This is a genomic window from Neisseria sp. Marseille-Q2251 (genome assembly GCF_940793045.1).
Taxonomy (GTDB): Bacteria; Pseudomonadota; Gammaproteobacteria; order Burkholderiales; family Neisseriaceae; genus Neisseria.
In genome coordinates this window covers 1-23,080 of record NZ_CALNWV010000030.1, presented here as the reverse complement: position 1 = coordinate 23,080, position 23,080 = coordinate 1, and the positions used below count along the sequence as shown (strand labels likewise).

General features: G+C 50.8%; 24 protein-coding genes, 3 tRNA genes and 1 pseudogene. 14 read left to right on the top strand and 14 right to left on the bottom strand.

Annotation, left to right across the window (positions count from 1 at the left end):
* Positions 1-74 precede the first annotated feature (74 nt).
* On the top strand, positions 75-437 hold the full coding sequence (locus AAG834_RS09995; RefSeq protein WP_003760238.1) for a DUF2628 domain-containing protein: 363 nt from the start codon (positions 75-77) through the stop codon (positions 435-437).
* 133 nt (positions 438-570) lie between these two features.
* Here the strand turns inward: AAG834_RS09995 and AAG834_RS09990 are convergent.
* The 4 genes from AAG834_RS09990 to AAG834_RS09975 all read right to left on the bottom strand — a co-directional run bounded on the left by AAG834_RS09990 (position 571) and on the right by AAG834_RS09975 (position 2,113).
* Positions 571-647, bottom strand: a tRNA-Asp gene (locus AAG834_RS09990).
* Between the two features lie 32 nt (positions 648-679).
* Positions 680-755: transfer RNA gene (locus AAG834_RS09985), tRNA-Val, on the bottom strand.
* A 103-nt stretch (positions 756-858) separates the two neighbouring features.
* The gene (ribA, locus tag AAG834_RS09980) at positions 859-1,452 is read right to left on the bottom strand and encodes a GTP cyclohydrolase II (protein ID WP_003760237.1); all 594 of its coding nucleotides are present in this window, start codon (positions 1,450-1,452) and stop codon (positions 859-861) included.
* On the bottom strand, positions 1,445-2,113 hold the full coding sequence (locus tag AAG834_RS09975) for a hypothetical protein (RefSeq protein ID WP_342032026.1): 669 nt from the start codon (positions 2,111-2,113) through the stop codon (positions 1,445-1,447). Before AAG834_RS09975 ends, ribA begins: the two co-directional genes overlap by 8 nt.
* A gap of 133 nt (positions 2,114-2,246) precedes the next feature.
* On the opposite strand from AAG834_RS09975, the gene AAG834_RS09970 reads away from it, so the two are divergent.
* The 11 genes from AAG834_RS09970 to AAG834_RS09920 all read left to right on the top strand — a co-directional run bounded on the left by AAG834_RS09970 (position 2,247) and on the right by AAG834_RS09920 (position 10,025).
* Positions 2,247-2,331 (top strand) — tRNA-Leu (locus tag AAG834_RS09970).
* Positions 2,332-2,551: 220 nt separating this feature from the next.
* Complete coding sequence (locus AAG834_RS09965) at positions 2,552-3,778, top strand: tyrosine-type recombinase/integrase (protein WP_342032025.1); 1,227 nt, start codon at positions 2,552-2,554, stop codon at positions 3,776-3,778.
* 26 nt (positions 3,779-3,804) lie between these two features.
* On the top strand, positions 3,805-4,314 hold the full coding sequence (locus AAG834_RS09960; protein WP_342032024.1) for a hypothetical protein: 510 nt from the start codon (positions 3,805-3,807) through the stop codon (positions 4,312-4,314).
* A 118-nt stretch (positions 4,315-4,432) separates the two neighbouring features.
* On the top strand, positions 4,433-4,648 hold the full coding sequence (locus AAG834_RS09955; RefSeq protein ID WP_342032023.1) for a helix-turn-helix transcriptional regulator: 216 nt from the start codon (positions 4,433-4,435) through the stop codon (positions 4,646-4,648).
* A gap of 64 nt (positions 4,649-4,712) precedes the next feature.
* Positions 4,713-4,952 carry a helix-turn-helix domain-containing protein gene (locus AAG834_RS09950; protein WP_070774000.1) on the top strand — a complete coding sequence of 80 codons (240 nt, stop codon included), beginning with the start codon at positions 4,713-4,715 and terminating at the stop codon, positions 4,950-4,952.
* Positions 4,953-4,968: 16 nt separating this feature from the next.
* Complete coding sequence (locus AAG834_RS09945; protein WP_342032022.1) at positions 4,969-5,667, top strand: hypothetical protein; 699 nt, start codon at positions 4,969-4,971, stop codon at positions 5,665-5,667.
* A gap of 68 nt (positions 5,668-5,735) precedes the next feature.
* Positions 5,736-6,278, top strand: coding sequence for a terminase small subunit (locus AAG834_RS09940; protein WP_342032021.1), 543 nt, complete (start codon positions 5,736-5,738; stop codon positions 6,276-6,278).
* A gap of 282 nt (positions 6,279-6,560) precedes the next feature.
* Complete coding sequence (locus AAG834_RS09935) at positions 6,561-6,812, top strand: hypothetical protein (RefSeq protein ID WP_342032020.1); 252 nt, start codon at positions 6,561-6,563, stop codon at positions 6,810-6,812.
* A gap of 134 nt (positions 6,813-6,946) precedes the next feature.
* Positions 6,947-7,162, top strand: coding sequence for a PTS sugar transporter subunit IID (locus tag AAG834_RS09930; protein ID WP_342032019.1), 216 nt, complete (start codon positions 6,947-6,949; stop codon positions 7,160-7,162).
* Positions 7,159-8,280: a DUF7146 domain-containing protein gene (locus tag AAG834_RS09925; protein ID WP_342032018.1), complete on the top strand. Its 1,122-nt coding sequence runs from the start codon at positions 7,159-7,161 to the stop codon at positions 8,278-8,280. Before AAG834_RS09930 ends, AAG834_RS09925 begins: the two co-directional genes overlap by 4 nt.
* Complete coding sequence (locus tag AAG834_RS09920; protein ID WP_342032017.1) at positions 8,277-10,025, top strand: DUF927 domain-containing protein; 1,749 nt, start codon at positions 8,277-8,279, stop codon at positions 10,023-10,025. The genes AAG834_RS09925 and AAG834_RS09920 overlap by 4 nt, the downstream gene beginning before the upstream one ends.
* Positions 10,026-10,507: 482 nt before the next feature.
* Here the strand turns inward: AAG834_RS09920 and AAG834_RS09915 are convergent, their stop codons facing one another.
* The 3 genes from AAG834_RS09915 to AAG834_RS09900 all read right to left on the bottom strand — a co-directional run bounded on the left by AAG834_RS09915 (position 10,508) and on the right by AAG834_RS09900 (position 13,826).
* On the bottom strand, positions 10,508-10,828 hold the full coding sequence (locus AAG834_RS09915) for a hypothetical protein (RefSeq protein ID WP_342032016.1): 321 nt from the start codon (positions 10,826-10,828) through the stop codon (positions 10,508-10,510).
* Positions 10,829-11,359: 531 nt separating this feature from the next.
* Complete coding sequence (locus AAG834_RS09905; protein WP_003760231.1) at positions 11,360-12,016, bottom strand: response regulator; 657 nt, start codon at positions 12,014-12,016, stop codon at positions 11,360-11,362.
* Positions 12,006-13,826, bottom strand: coding sequence for a histidine kinase (locus AAG834_RS09900; protein WP_036491395.1), 1,821 nt, complete (start codon positions 13,824-13,826; stop codon positions 12,006-12,008). The genes AAG834_RS09905 and AAG834_RS09900 overlap by 11 nt, the downstream gene beginning before the upstream one ends.
* A 309-nt stretch (positions 13,827-14,135) precedes the next feature.
* Between AAG834_RS09900 and AAG834_RS09895 the strand changes: the two genes are divergently transcribed.
* Positions 14,136-14,717 (top strand): molybdenum cofactor guanylyltransferase, encoded by a 582-nt coding sequence (locus AAG834_RS09895; RefSeq protein WP_003778310.1) that lies wholly within the window; start codon positions 14,136-14,138, stop codon positions 14,715-14,717.
* Positions 14,718-14,836: 119 nt separating this feature from the next.
* On the opposite strand, the pseudogene AAG834_RS13835 reads toward AAG834_RS09895, so the two are convergent.
* The 5 genes and pseudogenes from AAG834_RS13835 to ampD form a co-directional block, all read right to left on the bottom strand.
* A pseudogene (locus tag AAG834_RS13835) lies at positions 14,837-14,899 on the bottom strand (transposase); the annotation flags it as partial.
* Between the two features lie 71 nt (positions 14,900-14,970).
* On the bottom strand, positions 14,971-15,840 hold the full coding sequence (gene galU, locus AAG834_RS09890; protein ID WP_003778314.1) for a UTP--glucose-1-phosphate uridylyltransferase GalU: 870 nt from the start codon (positions 15,838-15,840) through the stop codon (positions 14,971-14,973).
* Positions 15,841-16,072: 232 nt separating this feature from the next.
* Positions 16,073-18,544 carry an NAD-dependent DNA ligase LigA gene (gene ligA, locus AAG834_RS09885; RefSeq protein WP_342032015.1) on the bottom strand — a complete coding sequence of 824 codons (2,472 nt, stop codon included), beginning with the start codon at positions 18,542-18,544 and terminating at the stop codon, positions 16,073-16,075.
* 137 nt (positions 18,545-18,681) lie between these two features.
* Positions 18,682-19,938 (bottom strand): cell division protein ZipA C-terminal FtsZ-binding domain-containing protein, encoded by a 1,257-nt coding sequence (locus tag AAG834_RS09880; protein ID WP_003760219.1) that lies wholly within the window; start codon positions 19,936-19,938, stop codon positions 18,682-18,684.
* Positions 19,939-20,172: 234 nt separating this feature from the next.
* Positions 20,173-20,745: a 1,6-anhydro-N-acetylmuramyl-L-alanine amidase AmpD gene (gene ampD / locus AAG834_RS09875; protein ID WP_003760216.1), complete on the bottom strand. Its 573-nt coding sequence runs from the start codon at positions 20,743-20,745 to the stop codon at positions 20,173-20,175.
* Between the two features lie 128 nt (positions 20,746-20,873).
* Between ampD and mltG the strand changes: the two genes are divergently transcribed.
* The gene (gene mltG / locus AAG834_RS09870; RefSeq protein ID WP_003760214.1) at positions 20,874-21,869 is read left to right on the top strand and encodes an endolytic transglycosylase MltG; all 996 of its coding nucleotides are present in this window, start codon (positions 20,874-20,876) and stop codon (positions 21,867-21,869) included.
* 80 nt (positions 21,870-21,949) lie between these two features.
* On the opposite strand, the gene AAG834_RS09865 is transcribed toward mltG, so the two are convergent.
* Positions 21,950-22,846, bottom strand: a complete 897-nt coding sequence (locus AAG834_RS09865) for an IS3 family transposase (protein ID WP_342032014.1) — start codon at positions 22,844-22,846, stop codon at positions 21,950-21,952.
* On the bottom strand, positions 22,750-23,080 hold a 331-nt coding region (locus AAG834_RS09860), incomplete at its 5' end, for a helix-turn-helix domain-containing protein (protein ID WP_342032013.1). The genes AAG834_RS09865 and AAG834_RS09860, both read right to left, overlap by 97 nt.

The following is a 23,080-nucleotide window of genomic DNA, read 5'->3' as shown; positions in this document are numbered from 1 at the left end:
AATGATTCAACTTTTTAATATATTTTGATAGAATCATGACGTTAACTTTTTAAGGCATAAAAGAAAGGTGTTTTATGAAACTTTACAAGATTTTTAAAGATCCTATGAATCAGTATGAGGCAGTCAAACAAGGCTGGTCTTGGCCTGCATTTTTCTTTGGGGCTATTTGGGCTTGTGTGAAAAAAATGTGGGGTTTGGGGATTGGAATATTTGTCACCTTTGTTGTGTTAAATGTATTAGCTGGTCAGAATGAGATGTTGGGTGGCATAGTCGGCCTTCTTAGTTTAGGCGTTTATATAGTATTCGGAATGCAAGGTAATGCTTTGCGTGAAAAAAATCTGGTTAAACGCGGTTATGTAGAAGTACCTCAACTTATTAACGCTGCTAACCCTGAAGCTGCAATTGCCCAATATATTGCTGAATATGGTCATAAATAAAGCTTTTTGAGATTAAGGTCGTCTGAAAACTGTATTCGGTTTTCAGACGACCTTTTTTAGATTGAGTATCCAATATACAAAATGCAGCAACTAAAAAACAAAAGCACCGACAAATCGGTGCTTTTTTTAAATTTGGCGCGGCGGACGGGGCTCGAACCCGCGACCCCCGGCGTGACAGGCCGGTACTCTAACCAACTGAGCTACCACCGCGCATCATTGTTTTGCAACAATGAAAGGAAACCTGGTGGGTGATGACGGAGTCGAACCGCCGACATTCTGCTTGTAAGGCAGACGCTCTACCAACTGAGCTAATCACCCGAGAACTCGGGATTAAACCAAAAAACCTCTATCAGGGCAAGCCGTTTGTTTCAAGATAAATATATTTATTTGAATATAAATAATAAATAAGTTTAGTATTATCTCAATCAAAAATCATATGCCCCAATTTATCGGCTTTGGTGTGCAGATATCGTTCGTTTTCCGCATTCTCGCCGACATGGAGCGGAATACGTTCGACAACATTGATGCCTGCATCTTTCAAGGTTTGAATTTTTTCAGGATTGTTGGTCAACAGCTTGACAGCACGGATATTCAGATGGTCGTAGATTTGCTTGGCAAGCGTAAAGTCGCGTGCGTCAACGGGCAGTCCAAGCGCGAGGTTGGCTTCGACCGTATCCATCCCCTCGTCTTGAAGCTTGTAGGCACGGATTTTGTTGATTAAACCGATGCCGCGCCCTTCTTGACGCAAATAAACGATCACACCGCGCCCTTCTTGTTGAACCGCCTTCATCGCCGCTTCAAGCTGCGGGCCGCAGTCGCATTTTTTGGAAAACAGGGCATCCCCGGTCAAACATTCGGAATGGATGCGGGTCAGAACGGGGAGGTCGTCTGAAAAATCGCCCATCGTCAAAGCGATGTGTTCTTGTCCGTTCGGTTCTTCAAAACCGTGCATAGTGAAGTCGCCCCATTCGGTCGGCAGGCGGCAGGAAGCGACGAATTTCAAGGTATTATTCATGTTCTTTTTCCTTGTCTTCGATGCCTGTCAATGCTTTCAGCGGATCGGCAAGTGCCAAAGCCAGTGCCGACCAATCCGTTTGGGCCGCGTCATCGGCTTGATCTTTATCGGCAAATTCAACGTGAACCACGCCCAAAACCGTTCCGTTTTGTGTTGCCACAGGGATGGACAACTGGCTTCCGCTGCCCTCGTTCCGGCTGCCTTGGATTTCGTCCAGCGAAAGCCAATAAGCTATATCGTTGGCAATATTCATCCAACCGCTTTGCGCCGTATGGCAGGCAAGGTAAACCGTACCGTTTTCTTCATGAACCGCCAGCAGGTTCTCCAAAGACTCGCCTTGTGCCGCGATACGAACCAGCCTTGCGTGCGGTTCGCCAGGAAGGTGAATATAAACCGCCACGCTTTTGACGGCTGTTGCACGGCTGAATACCGAATCCAAAGCCATGAAAACCTGTTTGAGCAAAACTTCGTTTTCAGGCGTTTCTTCAATATGGTCTGCCAGCTTCCAGCCGTCTTCCTCACGCCACAAAACCGAGCGGTCAATCGAAGCATTGCCCATATCCATCACCGTCTTTGCGGTCAGATAAGCAATACGGAGGTCGTCTGAAGACAGCTTCAAACCCTGTGTCTGTAAAAAATCCTGAATCAGTAAAACAGGCATGATGTTCCTCTTTGATATTAGTGTGTTCCGGCAGATAACCGACCTGCCATTATATCGGTCAGAATAAAGCAATTTCAAGCCAAAGATTGTTTGCAGAGCAGGATACTTTGTGTATAATCTTCGGTTTCATCACGCGGACGTGGCGAAATTGGTAGACGCACCAGATTTAGGTTCTGGCGCCGAGAGGTGTGAGAGTTCGAGTCTCTCCGTCCGCACCAACATACAAAAACGCTTAGAAATTCTAGGCGTTTTTTTTCGTTTAATCCCATCTAATACCATGAACCAATCTCAATAAATACAAGGCTCTCAGACTGATTGCTATCCTATTGTCTTCTTCCTGATTGTATAATTCCGTCTAATTCAGCCTAATTGAAGTAACCTAAAATTTACGGTATCTTTTGCGGTATCTGAAAAATACCTCGAAAAAATACCGTAAAAATGAAGCTGAACGACCGACAAATCAAAAACGCCAAGCCTGCCGAAAAACCGTTTAAGCTGAATGACGGCAAGGGCTTGTATCTGTATATCAATACGAGCGGCGGGAAGTTATGGCGGTTTGACTTTTCGCATAACGGCAAACGTAAAACGCTTTCAATCGGCAAATATCCAACCATATCACTGGTAGAAGCCCGCCAAGCCGCCGAAAACGCCCGCCGCTTACTTGTATCGGGGCAAGACCCCAGCGAAGCCAAACAACAGGAAAAACGCGAACGGCAAGCCGCCGCCCTTAATACCTTTGAATCAATCGCCCGCCGCTGGCATACCGACAATCTACACCGCTGGAAAGAAAACCACGCCGCCCGCGTGTTGAGATATTTTGAAACCGACGTATTTCCCGCTATCGGCGCAATGTCGATACAGGAAATCAGGGTAAGCGATATTAAGGCGGTTATCGATGGCGTGATGGCGCGAGGCGTGAACAATACCGCCGAAAAAATCAGGGAATGGACGGGCGCAATATTTGACTATGCTGTCATGCTTGAAATTGTGGAAACAAACCCTGCTTATTCGTTAAGGAAATACATTCCCAGCAAGCAGACCGACCACCGCCCAGCTTTGCCCCGCGAAGAACTGATCGAGTTTTTCTGCCGCCTGATACTGGCAGAGATTGAGCCGCAAAACAGAATAGCCCTGATTTTGAATATGCTGACCTTTTTACGAAGCACGGAACTTAGGGGCGGGCAATGGAATGAAATAGACTTTGACGCGGCAATGTGGACAGTTCCCGCCCAGCGAATGAAGCACGAGAAGACCGCGCCAAAACCGCCCCATGCCGTCCCGCTGGCTGATTGGACGCTTGAACTTTTGGCAGAACTGAAAGAGCTTACCGGCAATACGCCGTTTTTGTTTCCGAGCAGAACAAAGACGGACGGCTTTATCAGCGACGCAACCATAGGTCGTATCATTGAGCGCATGGGCTATAAAGGCAGAGTAACCCCGCACGGTTTCCGTTCCCTTGCCAGCAGCGTTTTGAATGAACAAGGCTTCAACCCTGACGCGATAGAGCGACAACTTGCCCACATTGAAAACAACAAGATCCGCGCCGCCTACAACCGCGCTGATTATCTGAATGAACGCAAAGAGTTTATGCAATGGTATAGCGACTTTTTGCGGGAACGGTATAACCAAGCATTGCAACTGATCCGAGATGGCAAGACTGATTAGCAGTCGTTTGAAACAAGGTAATGAAAATGAATGCAACAATTAGCAATGAAGATTTATTGAAAGAAAGAATAGATTTTTTAGAATCGGAGAACCGGGCTTTAAAGGCTGAAATAGAAGAGCTAAAAGAAATTTTAGCTATTGAGATGGAACGGAGTTATATTCGAACTGAATTGAAAACAAATCGCTTGCTTAAACAAAATAAGCTAGAACGTCGAAAAAATAGGAGGACGGATAGAAAACTAGAAGATGCTGAACAAAAGTTAAAGCAGGCTTATAGTCTAGCAAAAAAAGAGCTTGCTACCAAAGCAGGCAAAGCCAAACAAAGCCCCTATGAGAAAGCAGGAACGATAGCAGCAGTGAATGAGATTCTAGAAAAAAACCAAGAGATTCTGAAGAAAAAAGGCGGTAAAACTATATTGTACAAATTAATAAGAGATTTAATTGCTTCAGGAGCTATCGCCGCGCCTAGAGAACCAACAGAAAAAACCATACTTCAATGGATAACCAACTTTGAAAATAGGAAGTCAGCTAGATGACTACAGGAAGTCATCAAGCTATTACAGGAAATGAGCAAGCTACTTCCTAGAAGCCGCCCACAGAGGCGGCTATATTTTTGCCTGTCATCTAATCCGACCGAAAGAAAGGCAAAAGCATATGAATAACACAGTATTGAGAGCAGACGATACCGCCCGCGCATTAGGTGTTTCACGGGCGACTATTTGGAATTGGGCAAACCCTAAGAGCCGTCATTACCGCCCTGATTTTCCCCGTCCGTTCAAAATTTCCGCCAATGCGACAGGCTGGCTTGCAAGCGAGATTGACGACTATATCGGCAAACTGGCAGCCAAACGCGAAGAGCAGGCAAATTGATTTATCAGGCGCAAAACAAATGCCGCCTGAAAGGACATTCAGACGGCGGAAAGGATTATTAAGCATGAGCAGCTATTCTACCAACGGCAAGGCAAAAACGCCAAGTCAAAGAGAGCGTGTTTTATCCCGATTGAAGCAGGGCAGCGTTACATCATGGGAGCTTACCCAAATGGGGATATTAGGCTACAACACACGCATCATGGAGCTTCGCAGGGCGGGGCATGACATCGTTACCGTGATGGAAGAAGTAACAAACCAATTTGGCGAAACCGTGAAACGCGGTCGGTTCGTATTAATCAATTAAATCAGGAGCTTTAACTATGAATATCGAATATACAAAGACAACTTTTGAGACCCGTCAAAAGTTACTGAAAGAAGAAGAGGACAAATGCAGCGAACTGACCGCCCAAATTGAAGCGGCGGAAGCTGGTGTTACAGAAGCGCAGGCGGTAATCAATGAATTTGCAGGGCTACGAAACAGGCGCAAAGGCATATTTGCAAATTTGTTGAAAATGGGCAAACCCACAAACAGCGAAGAAGCCAAAGGGCTTGATTCAGAGATTGCCGCCAAACGTGAAGAAGCAGACCGCGCCGCCGATATGCTGGAAGCGCAAAAAGAACTGTTGGAAAGCCTTTTTGATGAACGCCGCCAACATCTGAACCGCATTTCAGAGCTTCGCAATTTATTGTCCGTTTCCCGTTATGAGATGTTTATCGCCGGGATAGAAGAAACCCACTTGCCCGAATATTTGGAAGCCGCGCGCGCCTATGCCAATGCCGCCGCGAAATTGGTAGGAATCGGTAAAGCCGCCGTTGAGATGAGAGCGAAGCTACATGAAAACGGTTTGCGGGTTGATTGCCCGTCCTATGGGCAATCCATGCCAGATAGAATCATTGATTTACGTTTGCCTGGCTTCTTCAACATGATGGACGGCACAGGCGGGGAAGAAAACGCCATTTTCGACATCTTGGAGGATATGGAGAAAGAAAAAGAAGCGGCTTTGGACAATTTGAAATAGCAACACTCAAACAGCCGCCCAAAGGCTGAAAAACGGCTATCGGGCGGCGTTCTAAAAGGATTAAGGATATGACCCCGAAACAAGAACAGTTTGCCCGTCTGTATGTGGAAACGGGCAATGCGAGCGAAGCATATCGGCAAATCTACAACACCGACAACATGAAGCCCGAAACGGTAACGAATGAAGCCTATAAGCTGCTTCAGAACCCCGATATTTCCGCGATGGTGGACGGCTTAAAGGAAGAAGCGCGGCAACGACACGCGGTAACGGTGGACGACCTGTTGAGCGAATTGGAGCAGGCGCGGGCGGCGGCACTGGCAGCCCCTACCCCGCAAAGCAGCGCGGCGGTATCGGCAACGATGGGCAAAGCAAAAATGCTGGGCTTGCTGGTGGATAAGGCGGAAATCAAGGCAGAGGCGGAAATCAGCCAAGTAAAACAGGAAGAGTACACTCCGCCGTTAACGGGCGATGAAATGCAGCAAGTCATTAAGGCTTTTTTCAATAAGCCATACAGTGAAATCACGCTTGAAGACATCATCGGAACCGTTGGAGAAAATACGGAACGCATCGGGTATGTAATAACCATGATTATCGTGGGTAAAAAATTTTAGCCGTCCAATGCAAAAATCATTTGACAAATCGAGCCTTGAGAATCAGAATTTAGGTTCTCTCTACAACGTAACCCCAAATCAGCAGGGTAAACGCTGATTTTTTATCGCCAAAATTCTTTTATGGGCGTTTGCAATGTTATTAAACGTTAGCATTTCAGACGACCTATCACGAGTTATGGCGGTGTCTGCCAACCGTAAGGCGCAGGCTGGTAAGTTACACCAGAGAGAGCACCGCCCCCCTTATTTGGGGCATTCTCAAAATCTCTAAAGAAAGTAACAATCATGCAATCTTCAAATTCTATTCAAATCCAAGACGTTCAATGTCCATCAGAACAAGGCTTTTGCGCCGTCGTTCACGAACCGACCGCGTATTTAGCCGATATTGACGTTCATTCATGTACCGCCCGCCGTTTGGGTATCTATCCATCACACGCCGCCGCCGTTGCCGCCTGCCGGTCGTTTATTGCTTCGCTTTCAGACGACCTAAAAGCATGGGCAGCTTTCAGCGTAACGACAGCCGAACAAATCCACTAAATCCCTGAAAAACACCCGCCTTTATGCCGCCCGTTTTGGACGGCATAGGGCAAACTTCGCCCTAGTGTTTTCATAAGTATTTGATTTTTCGATATTTGATATTTTTGGTGCGCTGGGCATGGAGAACATGAAACATGAAACCGACTGACAAAAACGACCGTTTTCGCCGCTATTTCAACCGCGCTTTGCTAGTGTTTGGGGTGTTGTTGATGGCTTTGGTAATCCGAGCCTGTAACCAGCCCGCCCATGCAAACACGGAGCAGGCAATGCAGACAACACCGACCATATGGGAGACCGACCCGATGGCGGGGGTAGTTTTAGAACCTGTAACAGGGGAGGCAGAACAATGAAACCGACCTATCAAGACATCAAAGCCGCCGCGCAATACCGCTGGCAGGAAATTCACGCCGCCATCGGCATAAATCCGCGATACCTGAAAAACAAACACCAGCCTTGCCCCGCGTGTGGGGGTAAAGACCGCTTCAGATATGACGACAAGGACGGCAACGGTACATTCATTTGCAGCCATTACTACAACGGTGCGGGCGACGGTTTCGGCTTGGTAATGCACTATCTGAATTGCGGTTTTGACGAAGCATTGCGCGTCGTAGCGGGCGTGTTGAACATGGGCGGGGCAAACCCCTTACCGATACCGCCCACACGCCCACAGACGCAACCACGCTCCGAAAAAGACCACATCGGCAAACTTGCCGCATTGTGGAACGGGGCAGAGCCGATAACCGCCGATTCCCCCGCCGTGCAGTATTTGAAATCACGCGGTTTGGACATGGCGCAATTGCCTGAAAACGTCGGTTTTTTGAGAGAGGCGCATTATTGGACGACGGGGGAGGACAAGCCGCTTTTTATCGGTCGTTTCCCCTGTATGGTTTGCGCCATCCGCGATACAGGCGGCGAGCTTCAAGGCTTGCACATGACCTATTTTCAGACGATCCATGACAAGCCATACGGAGAAGACGGACAACACGTCCCGCATTATCAAAAACTGGCAATCAAACATCCCGAAACGGGCGAAGCCCTGCCCGCCAAGAAAATGCAGAGCCGCAAACAGGGCAGCATTTCAGGGCTGGCGGTTCACTTGTTTCCCACCCCTGAAAACGGACGGCTTGTCATTGCAGAAGGCATAGAAACCGCCCTTGCCGCCCGCGAACTGTTCCAAGCCCATGACTGGGGCTTATACGCCGCTTTGAGCGCAAACAGCATGGCGAAATACCGACTTTCAGACGACCTAAAGGAAATCGTGATTATTGCCGATAACGACACGCCGCGCCCCGTAGGTTTCAAAGCCGCGCATGATTTGGCAGTCCGAGCCATCAGGCAGGGCATCAAGGCGCGTATATGGCAGAGCGATACGGCAGGCTATGACGCATTGGACGAACTGAAAGAAAAAAAGTCGTCTGAAAACCAATCAGACAACACCATACCAAACACCGGAGGGAAAACAGCATGAAAAATACCGAAACAGCGAAGCAAGAAAGCACCAAAGACTACAACATCAACGACATCGAACCATACCGCCCGCGCCCCCGCTTCGATACCGACCATCGGGGCGTATGGTGGATAAACGTCAGAACAGGCAAAGACGGCGAAGCCATCGAAGCAGAGCCGCTATTGCTTTCCGACCCCATCGACATCATCGGCACGGGGCAGGACAACGACGGCGCGTATTACCGCGTTATCCGCTGGCAGGACAAAATCACACGCCAAACCAAGACCGCCGCCATTCCACAAGCGGAAATCGGCACGGTTCAAGGCTGGCAGCGTTTGCAGAGTTACGGCTTAACCGTCATGAGCGGGCGGGCAAAAAGGGAGCGGCTGGCTGACTATTTGCAGACACAGGGCGGCCGTACCGCCTTTACCATTACCGACCGCGCGGGCTGGCACGGCGATACCTACATCATGCCCAGCGGCGAAACCATCACGGCAGACGGCAAAACCCCCGCCGTCATCTACAACGGCGACACCAGCCAAGCGGCGGCATACCGACCAAACGGAGAGCTTAACGACTGGCAGCAAAATATCGCCCGATACGCAGCGGGAAACAGCCGCCTATGCTTGGCATTGGGCGCGTCCTTTGCCGCCCCCTTGCTGTCCCTGTTGAGCGAAGAATCAGGCGGTTTTCATCTGATGGGCGATTCATCCGACGGCAAGACCACCGCCGCAAAAGCAGCCTTGAGCGTATGGGGCAGACCATCGGGCAGCCTGTTATCTTGGAGCGGCACAAAGATAGGCTTTTCCAATACCGCCGCCGCCCGCAATGACGGTTTGCTGGTGTTGGACGAAATCGGGCAGGCAAGCCCCCACGTCATCGGCGACACCGTTTACAGCGTCATGAACGGAATCAACAAAGTACAGGGCGCAAAACAGGGCGGAAACCGCGCCTTGAGCCGCTGGAAAGTGATGATGTTCTCGACGGGCGAAAAGACCCCCGATTCCATCCTGAAACACCACAAAGGCGATTGGAACGCAGGGCAAGCCGCCCGCCTGCCCAGTATCAGAGCCGCCGCCCGATACGGTATTTACGACACCTTGCACGGCTTCGAGAGCGGCGCATTATTGAGCGAACATATCGCCCAATCCGCCGAACAATATCACGGAGCAGCAGGCAGGGCTTTCATCCGACAGCTTTCAGACGACCTAGAACAAGCCAAACGGCAGGCAAACGAGCGCATGACCGCATTTATGGAGACCGTCCCCGAATTGTCAGGGCAGGCGCGAAGAGTGGCAAAACGCTTTGCCCTTGCCGCCGCCGCTTTGGAGCTTGCCGCCCCCGTTACCGGTTTAGCCGCAGGCATAGGCATGGCAGGCGTGAAACAATGCTTTGATGAATGGCTGGAAACCAACGGGGCGGGGAAACACGAAGACCGCCGAATCATCGAGCAGGCAGCCGCATTTATGGACGTTTACGCCCTGTCCATGCGCTTTTCAGACTGGAACAGCCAAACCGTGAACCAAAATCACGCAGGCTATCGAAAACAGGAAGGGCATATAGCTGAATATTGGTTGATTCCTGTTGTATTTGAAGAAGAAATCTGCCAAAACTTCGACAAGCTGAAAGTTTGCGAAGTGTTACACGCCGAGCAATGGCTGAAAAAACCAAACAACGACAGATGGCAACACCAGCGCAAATACAACGGCGCGTCAGCACGATTCTATGTTTTGATGGGAGAAGCCCCGCCCGATATTGACAAATGACCGAGAGACAGCCCGCCATGACCGATACAGGCGGGCTTTTTTTGCGCCCATTACTTCAGGCGAACCATTCCATACGCCATAAAATCAACAGCAAGCCCCTAATTTTCGAGAATTAGGGCTATTCATCCCCTGCCCAATACCAATCCATACCCAAACAGCAAAACGCGCTGATAGCGCAATTACGCCCTATTTCCGCCATGACCGACAAGATAGACGAGAGATAAATAATTTCAAGACCAATACGCGCGGACAGATAAAACCCTATGCGCGTGAGAAATATAGTGGTTACCGTGGTTACCACAAAACTTAACATTTATAACTATATGAATATCAATATAAAAACAAAGAAAAAACGGTAACCACCTACATTAATTTAACAGGTTACCGAGTGGTTACCAGTGGTTACCCTTTTATTTTCATGTGCTTATACCTCAAATCAAATAGCGGTAACCAGCGGTAACCATGTAAAGCCCTGTAAGTGGTTACCGTGAAAGCCCCGATTTATAAGGCTTTGGCAGCGCGGTAACCACAGTAACCACGGTAACCACTACTTTTTTATCTATATGCGCTTTTTTTGTTTGGGCGCATGAACCGACAGAGCCGATACAAACAAAAGCCGCCCGAAAGGCAATATCGGACGGCTGGGGAAATAGGGCAAACGCCAGCCCACAAGACGGCGCGTGATTGCTGGTGTTACAATCCGACCATATTTCACAGCTTGGCAGAAATACCACAAAACGCCCCTGAAAAATTTTGACTTTGACAAAATGGGGGTGTATTTGGGGGTATTTTTCCAAATTCATGAAATTATATGTATAAATATCAATATTTTAATTATTTAATTCGAGTCTCTCCGTCCACCACACTATAAAATCTAACCGCTTTCGAGCGGTTATTTTTTCGTCTTTTCTTGGCTGATAATTTGTAAATTGTCCAAAGAAGAGCGGTATTGCCAATGTTGATTGTCGGTAATGGTTTGGTAGACACGGTTTATCGGTGCATCGAATATGGTTGTTTTGCTGAGTCGGCGTGTTTTGGGGAGCATTAAGCCGATGAGCTGGCAGGACAAGCAAGCTGATGGGAAGTATAGTGGATTAAATTTAAATCAGGACAAGGCGACGAAGCCGCAGACAGTACAGATAGTACGGCAAGGCGAGGCAACGCCGTACTGGTTTAAAGTTAATCCACTATAAAACCGAATAAATCAGTATCTTCATTTCTACACCTGTTTGATGGAAAAGGTCGTCTGAAAAACGTTGGAGCGAGATTCGTTCTACCCGTTTTCAGACGACCTTTTTTGTTTTTACCGCTTTGGCATCGATATCCTGAGCCGTTTAATTGATTTCAGGCTGCGGGACTTTGTGTTGGACGGCGTAAACGGCGGCTTGGACGCGGCTGCTGAGGTTGAGTTTGCGCAACAGGTTTTGGACGTGGACTTTGACGGTGGATTCTGCCAAGTCCAAATGGCGGGCGATGACTTTGTTGCTGTGTCCGGCGGCGAGGTAGCCGAGGATTTCGAGTTCGCGCGGGGTGAGGGTGGAGAGTGCCTGGTCGGTGCGTGGTGCGGACGGGGAAATCAGGGATTGGACGAGGCGGGTGGTCATTTCGGGAGAGAAGACGTTGTCGCCGTCCACGGCTTTGCGGATGCTGTCGAGCAGGAAGTCGGCGTTGATGTTTTTCAGCAAAAAGCCGCGTGCGCCGATGCGCATACATTCGGTCAGGTCGTCGCTGTCTTCGGAAACGGTCAGCATAATGACGGTTTGGTTCGGGTTGACGCCCAAGATTTGTGCCAGTGCTTCGCGACCGTTCATGACGGGCATGTCAAGGTCGAGTAAGACGACGTCGGGTTTGAGCTGTTCCGCCATTTTGACGCCGGACAAACCGTCGGCGGCTTCTCCGATGACTTCGAAGTCGCTTTGACGGGAGAGCAGGGCTTTGATGCCGCTGCGGAAGAGTGTGTGGTCGTCAATGAGGATGATTTTAATAGTCATGGGTCGTTCTCTTGTGTTGCGGTAAGGTTAAGGTAACGGTTGTGCCTTGTTCGGGCTGGGATTGGATGTCTAGGTTGGCATTGATGCGGCGGGCGCGTTCTTGCATGATGCCGAGTCCGACATGTTCGCCGGAGAGTTTGTGCAGGTGTTGCAGGTTAAAGCCGATACCGTCGTCTTCGATGCTCAGGGTAAAGTTTTGTTGGTTGAGCATGCTGATTTTGACGTGTTGGGCTTTGGCGTGTTTGCGGATGTTGGACAGGCTTTCTTGCAGGATGAAGATGATTTGCAGCTGTTCGTCATCGTTTAATGTGCGGCCGTCGTCCTGCCATACTGTTTCGACATTGATTTTGGTTTGGCGTTTAAACCTGGACAGCAGGGTGGTTACGGCTTCCGGGAAGTCTTTGTTGCTGATTTTGGTTCGGAAATTCAGCAGGAGTTCGCGCACGTCTTCGTAACATTCTTGCACGCCGTCTTTGATGAAGCGGATGTTTTCTTCGGCTTGTTCTTTCTGGTTGGCATGGAACGCGCTTTCCAGCATTTGAACTTGAAGATTGAGGAAGGTCAATGCTTGGGCGATGCTGTCGTGCAAACCTTGGGCAATCAGGTTGCGCTCTTGGAGTACGGCAAGCAGGCGCCGCTCTTGTTCGAGACGGCTGCTGGCGATGGATACACCTAATTGACCGCATAATGTACGCAGGAGTTCGTTGTCGTTGTCGTTAAGTGTGGGGTCGTCTGAAAAATATAGGGTCAGGATGCCGAGTTCTTCTTCTTGATAGGTGATGGGAAAAACGACGGTATGTTTGAATAGGGGTGTTTCTTCTTCAGGTTGGGTTTGTTCGGTATCTGAATCTCTGTCTTCGGCTTCAGACAGTCCGATGGAGGCAATAAGGTTTGTGTTTTTACGGTCGTTGTCTAAAAGGCGGATGCTGCCTGCGCTTGCGGAAACTGCAGGCAGGGTCCGTGCGAGGAATTCTTCTGCCGCTTCGCGCGGGGTTAGGGTTTGGTGCAGGTCGCGCGTGGTTTGGTAGAGCAGGGTCAGGTCACGGTTTTGACGGGCGAGGTCTTGGGTTTGTCTGGCGACTTGCCCTTCCAAATCGGTATAGAGGACTTTCAGACGACTGCTCATTTGATTGAAGCCTTTGCTGACTTGCGCAAACTCTTGAATTTGTTCGGTATCGATTTGTACGCCGAATCGGCCTTGGCTGATGGTTTCCACGCCGTCGCGCAGGGTTTCAAGCGGACGGATAATCCAAGCGTAGTGCCATACGATCATTAAACCTGCGGCGACAAAAATCATCAGCATCATCGCCATTTGGAAACGGCGCAGCCATAAGGTGTTTTTTTCGTTGGCGTTTTCCAATGCCTGTAAGAACAATTCGATATTGCCGGCAAAGCGGTAGAGTTCGATCTGCGTCGGTCTGCGGTAACGTTTCAACGCGGGTTGGATGTTTGATTTCCAGTCGATTAAGAGCATGGATTGGATCAGGCCATAGGCCGGCGGTGTTTCCGAAGGCATCAGGGGATAGATGGCATCGCTTTGGGTAATGCGCAGGAGTGTTCCTTCAAATTCGCGTAATTGGTTGTCGATTTGCGCTTGCGGGGTGCGTTCGCTTGCCATATAAGCCAAACGGTAAACCTGCATTCTCAAGCTTGCGGCATCATCAATGACGGTGGCTGCGTTTTCCAGCCTCAGCGATAAAATCAGGGTCAGGATGACGGACAATAAAGCCGAACCAACCCATAAGACAGTCAGCAGTTTTAATCGTGAGGACAGGCTCAGGCCGCCTGAAAATAGGGTTCGTAAGCTCATGGAATAAAGGAAGGGCGTTTTGTTGCCAAATGTTATAAACATATCATCCTTTAGGCGGGGAAACAACCTGTCCGAAGGGGAATTTGGTGTGAATGAGGTGATATGCGCTTTAATGTAAAATCGTGTTATGATAAAATTCACTTTATATGAATTTTATCGCGGGCAACCGTCTTTTCAGACGACCTGGGATGATGTGCCGATTTCGCAGGGAATCGGTAGGAACATAACACCTATGAATTAAAAACATAAGAATCAGCCGATTAACAGTATGGGCACACAAAACCAGCGACTTCACAAAGGACTACCAAAATGAAAACCTTCGCATTGATATTGGCCGGCGGGCAGGGAGAGCGAATGGGAGGGACGGATAAAGGATTAGTATTGTGGCGTGACAAACCTTTGATTGATCATGTTATTGAAGCGTTGCGTCCGCAAGTTGAACACATTGCCATCAGCGCCAACCGGAATCTGGAGGAATATGCTCGCCGTAGTGCACATATTTTTGCCGATTCGCGCCAATGGCAGCATTTGGGACCGCTGGCGGCTTTGTGTACGGCTGCCAATGATTTGCAGATTGCGGCGGCGGATTGGCTGCTGGTGGTGCCGTGCAATATGCCTGCGCTGCCGCCTGATTTGGTGGCGAAATTTGAAACGGTTTCCAAACGCACGCCTTTGTGCAATGCGTTTTATGTGGAAACACCGGTCACGCCGCATTACAACGTAATGTATATCCGTCCGCAAATCCTGCAAAGCACCGTCCCGTATCTGTATTCGGGGATGAAAACCTTGAGCGGCTGGCTGCATCAGCAACGGGCGAGATCGGTGCATTTTGGTTCGGAACATGTTTTTTTCAGCTGCAATACGCAGGAAGATTTACGGGGGCCGCTTTAAGCTTTAAGCATTGCACTTTGGTTTTTATAGTGGATTAACTTTAAACCAGTACGGCGTTGCCTCGCCTTAGCTCAAAGAGAACGATTCTCTAAGGTGCTGAAGCACCAAGTGAATCGGTTCCGTACTATCTGTACTGTCTGCGGCTTCGTCGCCTTGTCCTGATTTAAAGTTAATCCACTATACACAGAAAACCGTGTATCCGTACAAACAAAAAGGTCGTCTGAAACTTTCAGACGACCTTTTGTCATTTGCTTTATTGGGGGATGTATTGCTTCAACAATTCGCGGAACTGCGCGCCGGTTTCTGGATGTTTCAAGCCGTAGGCGACGGTGGCTTCGAGATAACCCAGTTTGCTGCCGCAGTCGTAGCGTTTGCCGTCGAAGGCATGGGCGAGGACGAACTCGTGATCCAACAGGCGGGCAATACCGTCGGTCAGTTGGATTTCGTTGCCCGCACCGCGCGGCAGGTTTTCCAGAAGACTGAAAATGCGAGGGGTCAGGATATAACGGCCGACAACAGCAAGATTGGACGGCGCTTCTTCGGGTTTCGGTTTTTCGACGATATTGGTAATTCTTTGAAAGTTTTTCAGTTTTTCCACTTCAACAATGCCGTACGAGCCGGTTTGCGACGGATCGACGGTTTCCACGCCCAAAACGCTGTTGCCGCTTTGATTGTAGATATCGACCATTTGCTTCAGCGCGCCTTTGGGCGCGTCAATCAAGTCGTCGGCAAGAATAACGGCGAAGGGTTCGTCGCCCACTGCGGCGCGGGCGCACAATACGGCATGTCCCAAGCCTAAAGCCTCGGCCTGGCGGATGTAAAGACAGGTAATGTTGGAAGGCAGGATGTCTTTGACGTGTTCCAGCAGTTTGTCTTTTTGACGCATTTCCAACTCGGTTTCCAGCTCGTAGGCTTTGTCGAAATGGTCTTCGATGCTGCGTTTGTTGCGGCCGGTGATGAACACCATTTCGGTACAGCCTGCTTCTACTGCTTCTTCTACCGCATATTGAATCAACGGTTTGTCGACGATGGGTAGCATTTCTTTCGGGCTGGCTTTGGTAGCGGGTAGAAAGCGCGTACCCATGCCGGCTACGGGGAAAACGGCTTTTTTGATCGGTTTCATTCAGTTTCCTTCTATTTGATTGTCGAATCGAAAATTCAGACGACCTCGGTTGTCTAGGTTTGACTTGGTTGCCACATTGTCGGCGGCAAAAAGGTAAGGCATTTAAAAGGCGTTCAATAGATTTAGAGTGTTCATTCCCCGATAAGTTGCCAAATTGATTGAGAACAGAATCAACGATTTGGACAGTCGGGAAGTTGGCTCGGTCACATCCTTGAGTATCTTTAATAAATGCTTAATCCAGCATTGCCAAAAGCTCTTCCTCACTCAATACCGCCACACCCAAGGCGTTGGCTTTTTCCAGCTTGCTGCCGGCGGCCTCTCCGGCGACGACGTAGTCGGTTTTTTTGGACACGCTGCCGGAAACTTTGCCGCCTGCGGCTTCGATCAAAGCTTGGGCTTGGTCGCGTTTGAGGGTGGGCAGGGTGCCGGTTAACACGAAGGTTTTGCCTGCTACGGCTTCATTGAGGTCGTCTGAAACTGTTGCTCCTTGGTTTTCAGACGACGTTTGTGCGAAGAAGGTTTTCAGGTTTTCGAGCAGGGCGGCGTTTTGTGGTTCGCTGCGCCATGTTTGCCAGTCGGAGGGGAGGGCTTTGTCGGTTTGCAGGCCCTCTATGCTTTTGCCGGCGAGTTCCCATAAGGCTTGGGCTTTGTTTTCGCTGATTTTGAAACCGGGCAGGCGGGCAATCCAGCGTTGCGGCTCGGCATGGCGGGCGGGCGGGATGGTAACGGCTTGGGTTTGCGGGGCAACACCTGCGGCGAGCAGCTCGTCTATCATCGCCTGCTGCGCGTCTTGGGCGAAGAAGTGGGCGATGGAGCGGGCGACGACGGTGCCGATGTCGGGCAGGCAGGCGAGGATGGGTTCGGGTGCGCGGCGGACGTGTTCCAGCGAGCCGAATGCCTGCGCCAGCGTTTTGGCGGTGCGTTCGCCGACGTGGCGGATGCCGAGCGCGAACAGGAAGCGGGCGAGTTCGGGCGTTTTGCTGGCTTCTATGCCTGCGAGGATGTTTTCCGCCCACTTGGTTGGTTGTTTTTTACCGTTTGGGGTGTTGGATTCAGATAGATCGCCTGAAACCGTTTCTGTGTCGCCGTTTTCGTTTTCAGACGACCCTTTATCTGCCGTTTCCTTCATTTTTTGCAAGGTCGGGATGTCGAGGCGGTAGAGGTCGGCGAAATGGCGGACGAGGTCTTGGGTGACAAGCTGCTCGATTTGTTTTTGACCGAGGCCGTCGATGTCCATGGCTTTGCGCGAGGCGAAGTGGATTAAGCCTTGCGCGCGTTGCGCCTGACAAAGCATGCCGCCGCTGCATCGGGCGACGGCTTCGCCTTCTTCGCGTTCGATTTCGCTGCGGCAAATGGGGCAATGGGTCGGTAGGCGGTAGGGCTTATGGAGCGGAACGGATTGGGTTTGGTTGGCGGACGGTGTTTCGGCAAACAGGTCGTCTTGCTGATGTTTGAGGTCGTCTGAAACGGCAACGTTAGTTTCCTGCATCGGGCGGCGTTCGAAAATCACGCGCACGACTTCGGGAATCACGTCTCCGGCGCGGCGCACGACGACGGTGTCGCCGACGCGCACGTCTTTACGCGATACTTCGTCCTGATTGTGCAGGGTGGCGTTGGTGACGGTGACGCCGCCGACGAATACGGGTTGCAGGCGGGCGACGGGGGTAACCGCGCCGGTGCGCCCGATTTGTACGTCTATGGCTTCGACGACGGTCAGGGCTTCTTCGGCGGGGAATTTGTGGGCAATCGCCCAGCGCGGCGCGCGGGAGATGAAGCCGAGTTCGCGTTGTTGCACCAAGCTGTTGACTTTGACCACCATGCCGTCGATTTCGTAGGGTAGGGAGGGGCGTTTTTGCTGCATTTGTTCGTAAAACGCCAATACTTCGTCGATATTTTTGAAACAGCCGAAATTGCCGTTAGGCAGGCTGAAGCCGAGTTCTCGGAAATAGGCGAGTTCTTGGATGTGTTCTTCGGCTGTGAAACCGCCTTGCTGGCGGGCGATTGAGTAGGGGAAAAAGTGCAGTTTGCGTTGCGCGGTGATGCGCGAATCGAGTTGGCGCAGGCTGCCGGCGGCGGCGTTGCGCGGATTGGCAAAGGGTTTTTGCCCGTTTTCGGCTTGACGTTTATTGAGCGCGGCGAAATCGGCTTTGAGCATCAGCACTTCGCCGCGCACTTCGATGAGTTCGGGCGAATTTTCGCCGTGCAGCCGCAGAGGGATATTTGCGACGGTTTTGACGTTTTGGGTAACGTCTTCGCCAGTCGTGCCATCGCCTCGCGTCGCTGCCTGCACCAATACGCCGTCGCGGTAGAGCAGGCTGATGGCGAGGCCGTCGAATTTGGGTTCGATAATGTATTCGGGATTGCCGCCGTCCAAGCCGTCGCGCACGCGTTGGTCGAAAGCGTACATTTCGGCATGATCGAACACGCCGTTTTCATCTTGCGGGGAGAAGGCGTTGGTCAGTGACAGCATCGGCACTTCGTGACGCACTTCGGCAAATCCTGCCAAAGGCTCGCCGCCGACGCGCTGGGTCGGGCTGTCGGGCAGTTTGAGCTCGGGATGGTTTCGTTCCAACGCTTCGAGTTCGCGGAATAATTTGTCGTATTCGGCATCGGGTACGCTGGGCGCGTCGAGGGTGTAGTATTCGTAGGCGTAGCGGTTGAGGAGGTCGGTGAGGTGGCGGATGTGTTGTGCGGTTTGATTCATGAAGGAGGGTTTTCAGACGACCTTCGTCTGATACGGACAAAGGTCGTCTGAAAAATGATAGGTTGAAAACAGATGAATTTTACCCGAAAAAAAGCGGATATGCCGTAACGACATATCCGCTTTGATTACATTTGATTTTAGGAAAACAGGCGCAGGGCTTGTTTGCTGCCGGGTTTGATGCCGACTTTGACCATTTCTTCCTGACGCGCCAAGACGTAATTGCGAATGTCTTTGAGCCATTGGGTAGAAACTTCTTCCATTTTGTCGTTGACCAAATCCAAGCCCAACTGACCGGAGAGGCGTACCGCCAAGTCCATGAAGAGGTCGAAGGTTTTTTCGCCGGCAGGTGCGTGCGGGATATCGAGCAACATGCTGAAGCCTTTGTAGGACTGGTTGTCCAAGAGGGCGTTGGTAAACGCGTCGCCTGTGAGACTGTGGATGGCAAACATCGGGCTGCCGGTTTGTCCGGTGTAGTGGAATGCGCCGTCTTCGCCCAACACGAAACCGAGGTTTTCAACAGAAGCGCGCAGTTCGACGCCGCTGATGTTGCTGTGTGAAACCAAGTGGATGGCGATAGTTTGATCGACGCGGGCACAGAAGGTGTCCAATGCCTGCGCGACTTCGGTAAACGCCGCCAAATCGGTGTGGAGGACCTTGCCGCCCATCAGTTGGGCGAAGGTGTCAACCTGTTGGTTGAATTGTTGCAATTCTTCTTGGGTTGCCAAACCGTTGCGGCTGACTGCTTGCAGGCCGACAACGAAACCTTGGTAATACACGCTCGGAATCGGTTCGGCAACTTGGAAGCGGTCGTCCATGGTGCAGCCGATGATTTGGAAACGGTGGCGGTTGGACAGGCGGGGCAGGGCGTGCAGCTCTTGCGCTTCAGAGAGGGCGATGTAGGCGAGGTAGTCGAAGCGCGGGTCAAACCACGGCAATTCGACTTGAGACAATTCGTCCAAGCTGACCAAAGGTTGGTTGGCGGCGGACGGCAGGTTAACCGGTTCGTCGCTGGCGGCTTGGGTGGTGATTTCGTTGTTCAGCCCGATGACGGTATGCTGTACCGGCTCGTCGGTAAAGTCGTCTTCAATCGCCAACTCGACATCGGTTTTGATGGCGGAAGGTTTGGCGAGTTTGGCTTTGGCGGCGAAGATTTCGTCTTGTTCTTGCAGATTGCGCAGCGCGGCTTCTTGGGCTTTGTTCGCTTTTTTGACGAACAGGCCTTTGCCGCCGGATTCTTTGCCGTCGCGCACATGGCTGGTTTTACTGTTTAGGAGCGCGTCTTTGTCGGAGTGGCCGAACTGCTCGCGCACCTGTTTGCGGTATTGGTTTTCTTGGTACATATTGTAGGCGATGACGGCAAGGATGACTGCCAAGCCTAAGACGATGAAAATCATGGGTAATCACTTTTTGTAAGAGCGGCATTCCGTCTTCGTTGCCCGGGGTGGTTTGCCTTTGGGCGTATGCGGAATCGTATTGCCGCGAGTAAGTTCGTCGGAGTCGGACACGGATTGTCCCGTATGAACATTCAATTATAACGAAAATAAACTTTTCTGACAGCAAATGCCGTGAATGATAGCCCAAAATCGGGCTGGGTCGTCTGAAAAATGCTATATGGCATTTTTGAGCGATTAACGGACAACCGGAAAACCCGCCGTCTGCAATCTTTGCCAGTCGAAAAAGTGGCCGGGATCGGTTTTGCGGTCGGGGGCGATGTCTTGATGGCCGGTAACGGCGGTGATGGGATAATGCCCGACCAACGCTTTCAACAGAGTTTCCAGCGTTTGATATTGTGCTTCAGTAAACGGCTCGAAATCGCAGCCTTCCAATTCGATACCGACCGAAAACGCATTGCACTTTTCGCGTCCGCGAAACGACGATACGCCTGCGTGGTATGCCATATCGTCGCAAGAAACGAACTGCACCGCCTCGCCCTCGCGGGTAATCAAAAAGTGGCTGGAAACGCGCAAGGTGTGGATGACGCTGAAAAACGGATGTTCATCGGGGTCGATGCGGTTGGTAAACAGTTTTTCCACCGCGCCCGTCCCATATTCGAAAGGTGGCAGCGAAATATTGTGTAAAACCACCAGCGACACGGTTTCTGATTCTGCCCGCGGTTCGAAGTTTGGTGAAAACGCGCGGCGCGCAGGCTGCCACCAGCCTTGTTGCCAGTCAATGTCTTGGCATTCGGACGGAAGATTCATAATTCAGACGACCCTTTATTTCAGACGACCACTGAGGCGGAAAAAACATACGTCGGGCGGGTGTGCGGGAATGGGGTGCACATTTCGGTTATACTGTCGCCCGACGTTCACAAATCAAAAATCCTACCATGCTGAAAAAAATGTTGAAATGGTTTGCGGTATTTTTTGTTGCCGTTGCCGCCGTGTTCGCCGCCTTGCTGTTTGTTCCCAAAGACAACAACAAAGCATACCGTATCAAAATTGCCAAAAACCAAGGCATCTCTTCCGTCAGCCGTACACTTGCCGAAGACGGAATCGTTTACAACCGCCACGTTTTGGTCGCAGCCGCCTATATGATAGGCGCACACAATAAACTCAACGCCGGCTCGTACCGCCTCCCTTCCAACATTTCCGCATGGGGCATTTTACAGAAAATCCGCAACGGCAGACCCGATGCTGTTACCGTTCAAATCGTCGAAGGTTCGCGTTTTGCCACCATGCGTAAAATCATCGATAACACCCCCGACATCGAACATAAAACACGCGGCTGGAGCGATGCGGAACTCATGCAGGCAGTTGCCCCAGATGCGCTCAGCAGCAACCCGGAAGGCCAGTTCTTCCCCGACAGCTACGAAATCGACGCAGGCAGCAGCGATTTGCAAATCTACCAAACCGCTTATCAAACCATGCAACGTCGTCTGAACGACGCTTGGGAGGATCGCCAAAGCGGATTGCCCTACAAAAATCCGTATGAAATGCTGATTATGGCGAGCCTGATTGAAAAAGAAACCGCCCACGAAGACGACCGCGCCCATGTTGCTTCCGTATTCGTCAACCGCCTCAACATCGGCATGCGCCTGCAGACTGACCCGACCGTGATTTACGGCATGGGAAGCGCGTACAAAGGCAAAATCCGCAAAGCCGACCTCCAGCGCGATACGCCGTATAACACCTACACCCGCAGCGGCTTAACCCCGACCCCCATCGCCCTGCCGAGCAAAGCCGCCCTTGAAGCCGCCGCGCATCCGTCGAATGAAAAATACCTCTATTTCGTCTCCAAAATGGACGGCACCGGCTTGAGCCAGTTCAGCCATAATCTGGAAGAACACAACGCCGCTGTACGCAAATATATTTTGAAGAAATAGGTTGAACTGAGCCTCAAAAGCATAAAGGTCGTCTGAAAATTGAACTGGCCCCCAAATCTTGGACACTCATAAAAGCCTATTCAGGCGCTCTGTGCAAGCTGGGTTCTGTATGCGACAGGACTCAGCTTTTTCAATTTCAAACTGCAACGCTCCCGGTTGTAGTAATCCATATAGTCATCTATCTGCTTCATCAATTCATCTACCGTCAATTCACCTGCGTTATAGAAACACTCCGTCTTCAACACCGCAAAGAAGCTTTCCATCGGCGCATTGTCCCAACAGTTCGCCTTTCGCGACATGCTTTGAACCATGGAATGCTCCGCAAGCAATTCCCTATACCCCGCCGTACGGTACAGCACACCTTGGTCCGAATGAAGCATCGTTCCTTTAGCAGTCAGACGGGGTGCGGCTTTTTCGAGCATTTCCTTTACCATTTCGCTGTCGGCTCTGCGGCTCATGGCGTAGGCGACGATCTCGCGGTTGAACAAGTCCAAGATTGGCGAGAGGTACAGTTTGCCGTCTTTTCCTTTGAGTTCGGTAACGTCGGTCAGCCATTTTTCGTTGGGCTTTCGGGCTTTGAACCGGCGTTTGAGGAGGTGTTCCGATATCTCGCCCATGGCGGGATGGCGGTAGGCTTTTTTCGCCCGTATGAGGGCTTTCAGTTCCAACTGCTTCATCAACCGCGCCGCTTTTTTGCGGTTCCAATCTAATGCGGCGGCAATGCGCCTTTGTCCGTAGCGTCCTTTATGCCGCCGGTAGGTTTCGACAAGGAGGGCTTTGTCGGCTTCGTCGGGGTCGGGCCGGTCTTGGTGGTGGTAGTAGAAGCTGCTTTTGGGCAGGTTTGCAATGTGCAGCAGGTATTTGAGCGGGTGTTGCGCCCTCAGTGTTTGGACGGTTTGGCTTTGTCCTTTTCGGTCTGCTTTTGGCTGAGGGCTTTTAACTCCTTTAGATAGGCAACCTCTGCGCGCATATAGCACAACTCTTCAATAAGCTCTGCCTGCGTTTTTTCTTGGTCGGGTTTATCTGCGATGAAGGGGTTTTTGCGGTGTTGGGGCATGGTTTTGGATTGGGGATGTTCGAGTGTGCCGATACCGCCTTCTTGATAGGCGCGTATCCATCGTCTCAGGTGGGTTCGGGAAATGCCGTAGTGGTCTGCGGTACGCTGTTGGCTGCGTATATGCAGGTAGTGGAGTACGGCTTGGTATTTGAAG

What these genes read in the sequence shown, in the direction of transcription:
- ligA (WP_342032015.1), bottom strand. Translation starts at nt 18,544, where the DNA reads ATGAATCAAACCGCACAACACATCCGCCACCTCACCGACCTCCTCAAC.
- AAG834_RS09880 (WP_003760219.1), bottom strand. Translation starts at nt 19,938, where the DNA reads ATGATTTTCATCGTCTTAGGCTTGGCAGTCATCCTTGCCGTCATCGCC.
- AAG834_RS09905 (WP_003760231.1), bottom strand. Translation starts at nt 12,016, where the DNA reads ATGACTATTAAAATCATCCTCATTGACGACCACACACTCTTCCGCAGC.
- mltG (WP_003760214.1), top strand. Translation starts at nt 20,874, where the DNA reads ATGCTGAAAAAAATGTTGAAATGGTTTGCGGTATTTTTTGTTGCCGTT.
- AAG834_RS09945 (WP_342032022.1), top strand. Translation starts at nt 4,969, where the DNA reads ATGAATATCGAATATACAAAGACAACTTTTGAGACCCGTCAAAAGTTA.
- AAG834_RS09935 (WP_342032020.1), top strand. Translation starts at nt 6,561, where the DNA reads ATGCAATCTTCAAATTCTATTCAAATCCAAGACGTTCAATGTCCATCA.
- AAG834_RS09995 (WP_003760238.1), top strand. Translation starts at nt 75, where the DNA reads ATGAAACTTTACAAGATTTTTAAAGATCCTATGAATCAGTATGAGGCA.
- ampD (WP_003760216.1), bottom strand. Translation starts at nt 20,745, where the DNA reads ATGAATCTTCCGTCCGAATGCCAAGACATTGACTGGCAACAAGGCTGG.
- AAG834_RS09955 (WP_342032023.1), top strand. Translation starts at nt 4,433, where the DNA reads ATGAATAACACAGTATTGAGAGCAGACGATACCGCCCGCGCATTAGGT.
- galU (WP_003778314.1), bottom strand. Translation starts at nt 15,840, where the DNA reads ATGAAACCGATCAAAAAAGCCGTTTTCCCCGTAGCCGGCATGGGTACG.
- AAG834_RS09930 (WP_342032019.1), top strand. Translation starts at nt 6,947, where the DNA reads ATGAAACCGACTGACAAAAACGACCGTTTTCGCCGCTATTTCAACCGC.
- AAG834_RS09900 (WP_036491395.1), bottom strand. Translation starts at nt 13,826, where the DNA reads ATGAGCTTACGAACCCTATTTTCAGGCGGCCTGAGCCTGTCCTCACGA.
- ribA (WP_003760237.1), bottom strand. Translation starts at nt 1,452, where the DNA reads ATGAATAATACCTTGAAATTCGTCGCTTCCTGCCGCCTGCCGACCGAA.
- AAG834_RS09895 (WP_003778310.1), top strand. Translation starts at nt 14,136, where the DNA reads ATGAAAACCTTCGCATTGATATTGGCCGGCGGGCAGGGAGAGCGAATG.
- AAG834_RS09960 (WP_342032024.1), top strand. Translation starts at nt 3,805, where the DNA reads ATGAATGCAACAATTAGCAATGAAGATTTATTGAAAGAAAGAATAGAT.
- AAG834_RS09965 (WP_342032025.1), top strand. Translation starts at nt 2,552, where the DNA reads ATGAAGCTGAACGACCGACAAATCAAAAACGCCAAGCCTGCCGAAAAA.
- AAG834_RS09915 (WP_342032016.1), bottom strand. Translation starts at nt 10,828, where the DNA reads ATGAATTTGGAAAAATACCCCCAAATACACCCCCATTTTGTCAAAGTC.
- AAG834_RS09975 (WP_342032026.1), bottom strand. Translation starts at nt 2,113, where the DNA reads ATGCCTGTTTTACTGATTCAGGATTTTTTACAGACACAGGGTTTGAAG.
- AAG834_RS09925 (WP_342032018.1), top strand. Translation starts at nt 7,159, where the DNA reads ATGAAACCGACCTATCAAGACATCAAAGCCGCCGCGCAATACCGCTGG.
- AAG834_RS09950 (WP_070774000.1), top strand. Translation starts at nt 4,713, where the DNA reads ATGAGCAGCTATTCTACCAACGGCAAGGCAAAAACGCCAAGTCAAAGA.
- AAG834_RS09940 (WP_342032021.1), top strand. Translation starts at nt 5,736, where the DNA reads ATGACCCCGAAACAAGAACAGTTTGCCCGTCTGTATGTGGAAACGGGC.
- AAG834_RS09920 (WP_342032017.1), top strand. Translation starts at nt 8,277, where the DNA reads ATGAAAAATACCGAAACAGCGAAGCAAGAAAGCACCAAAGACTACAAC.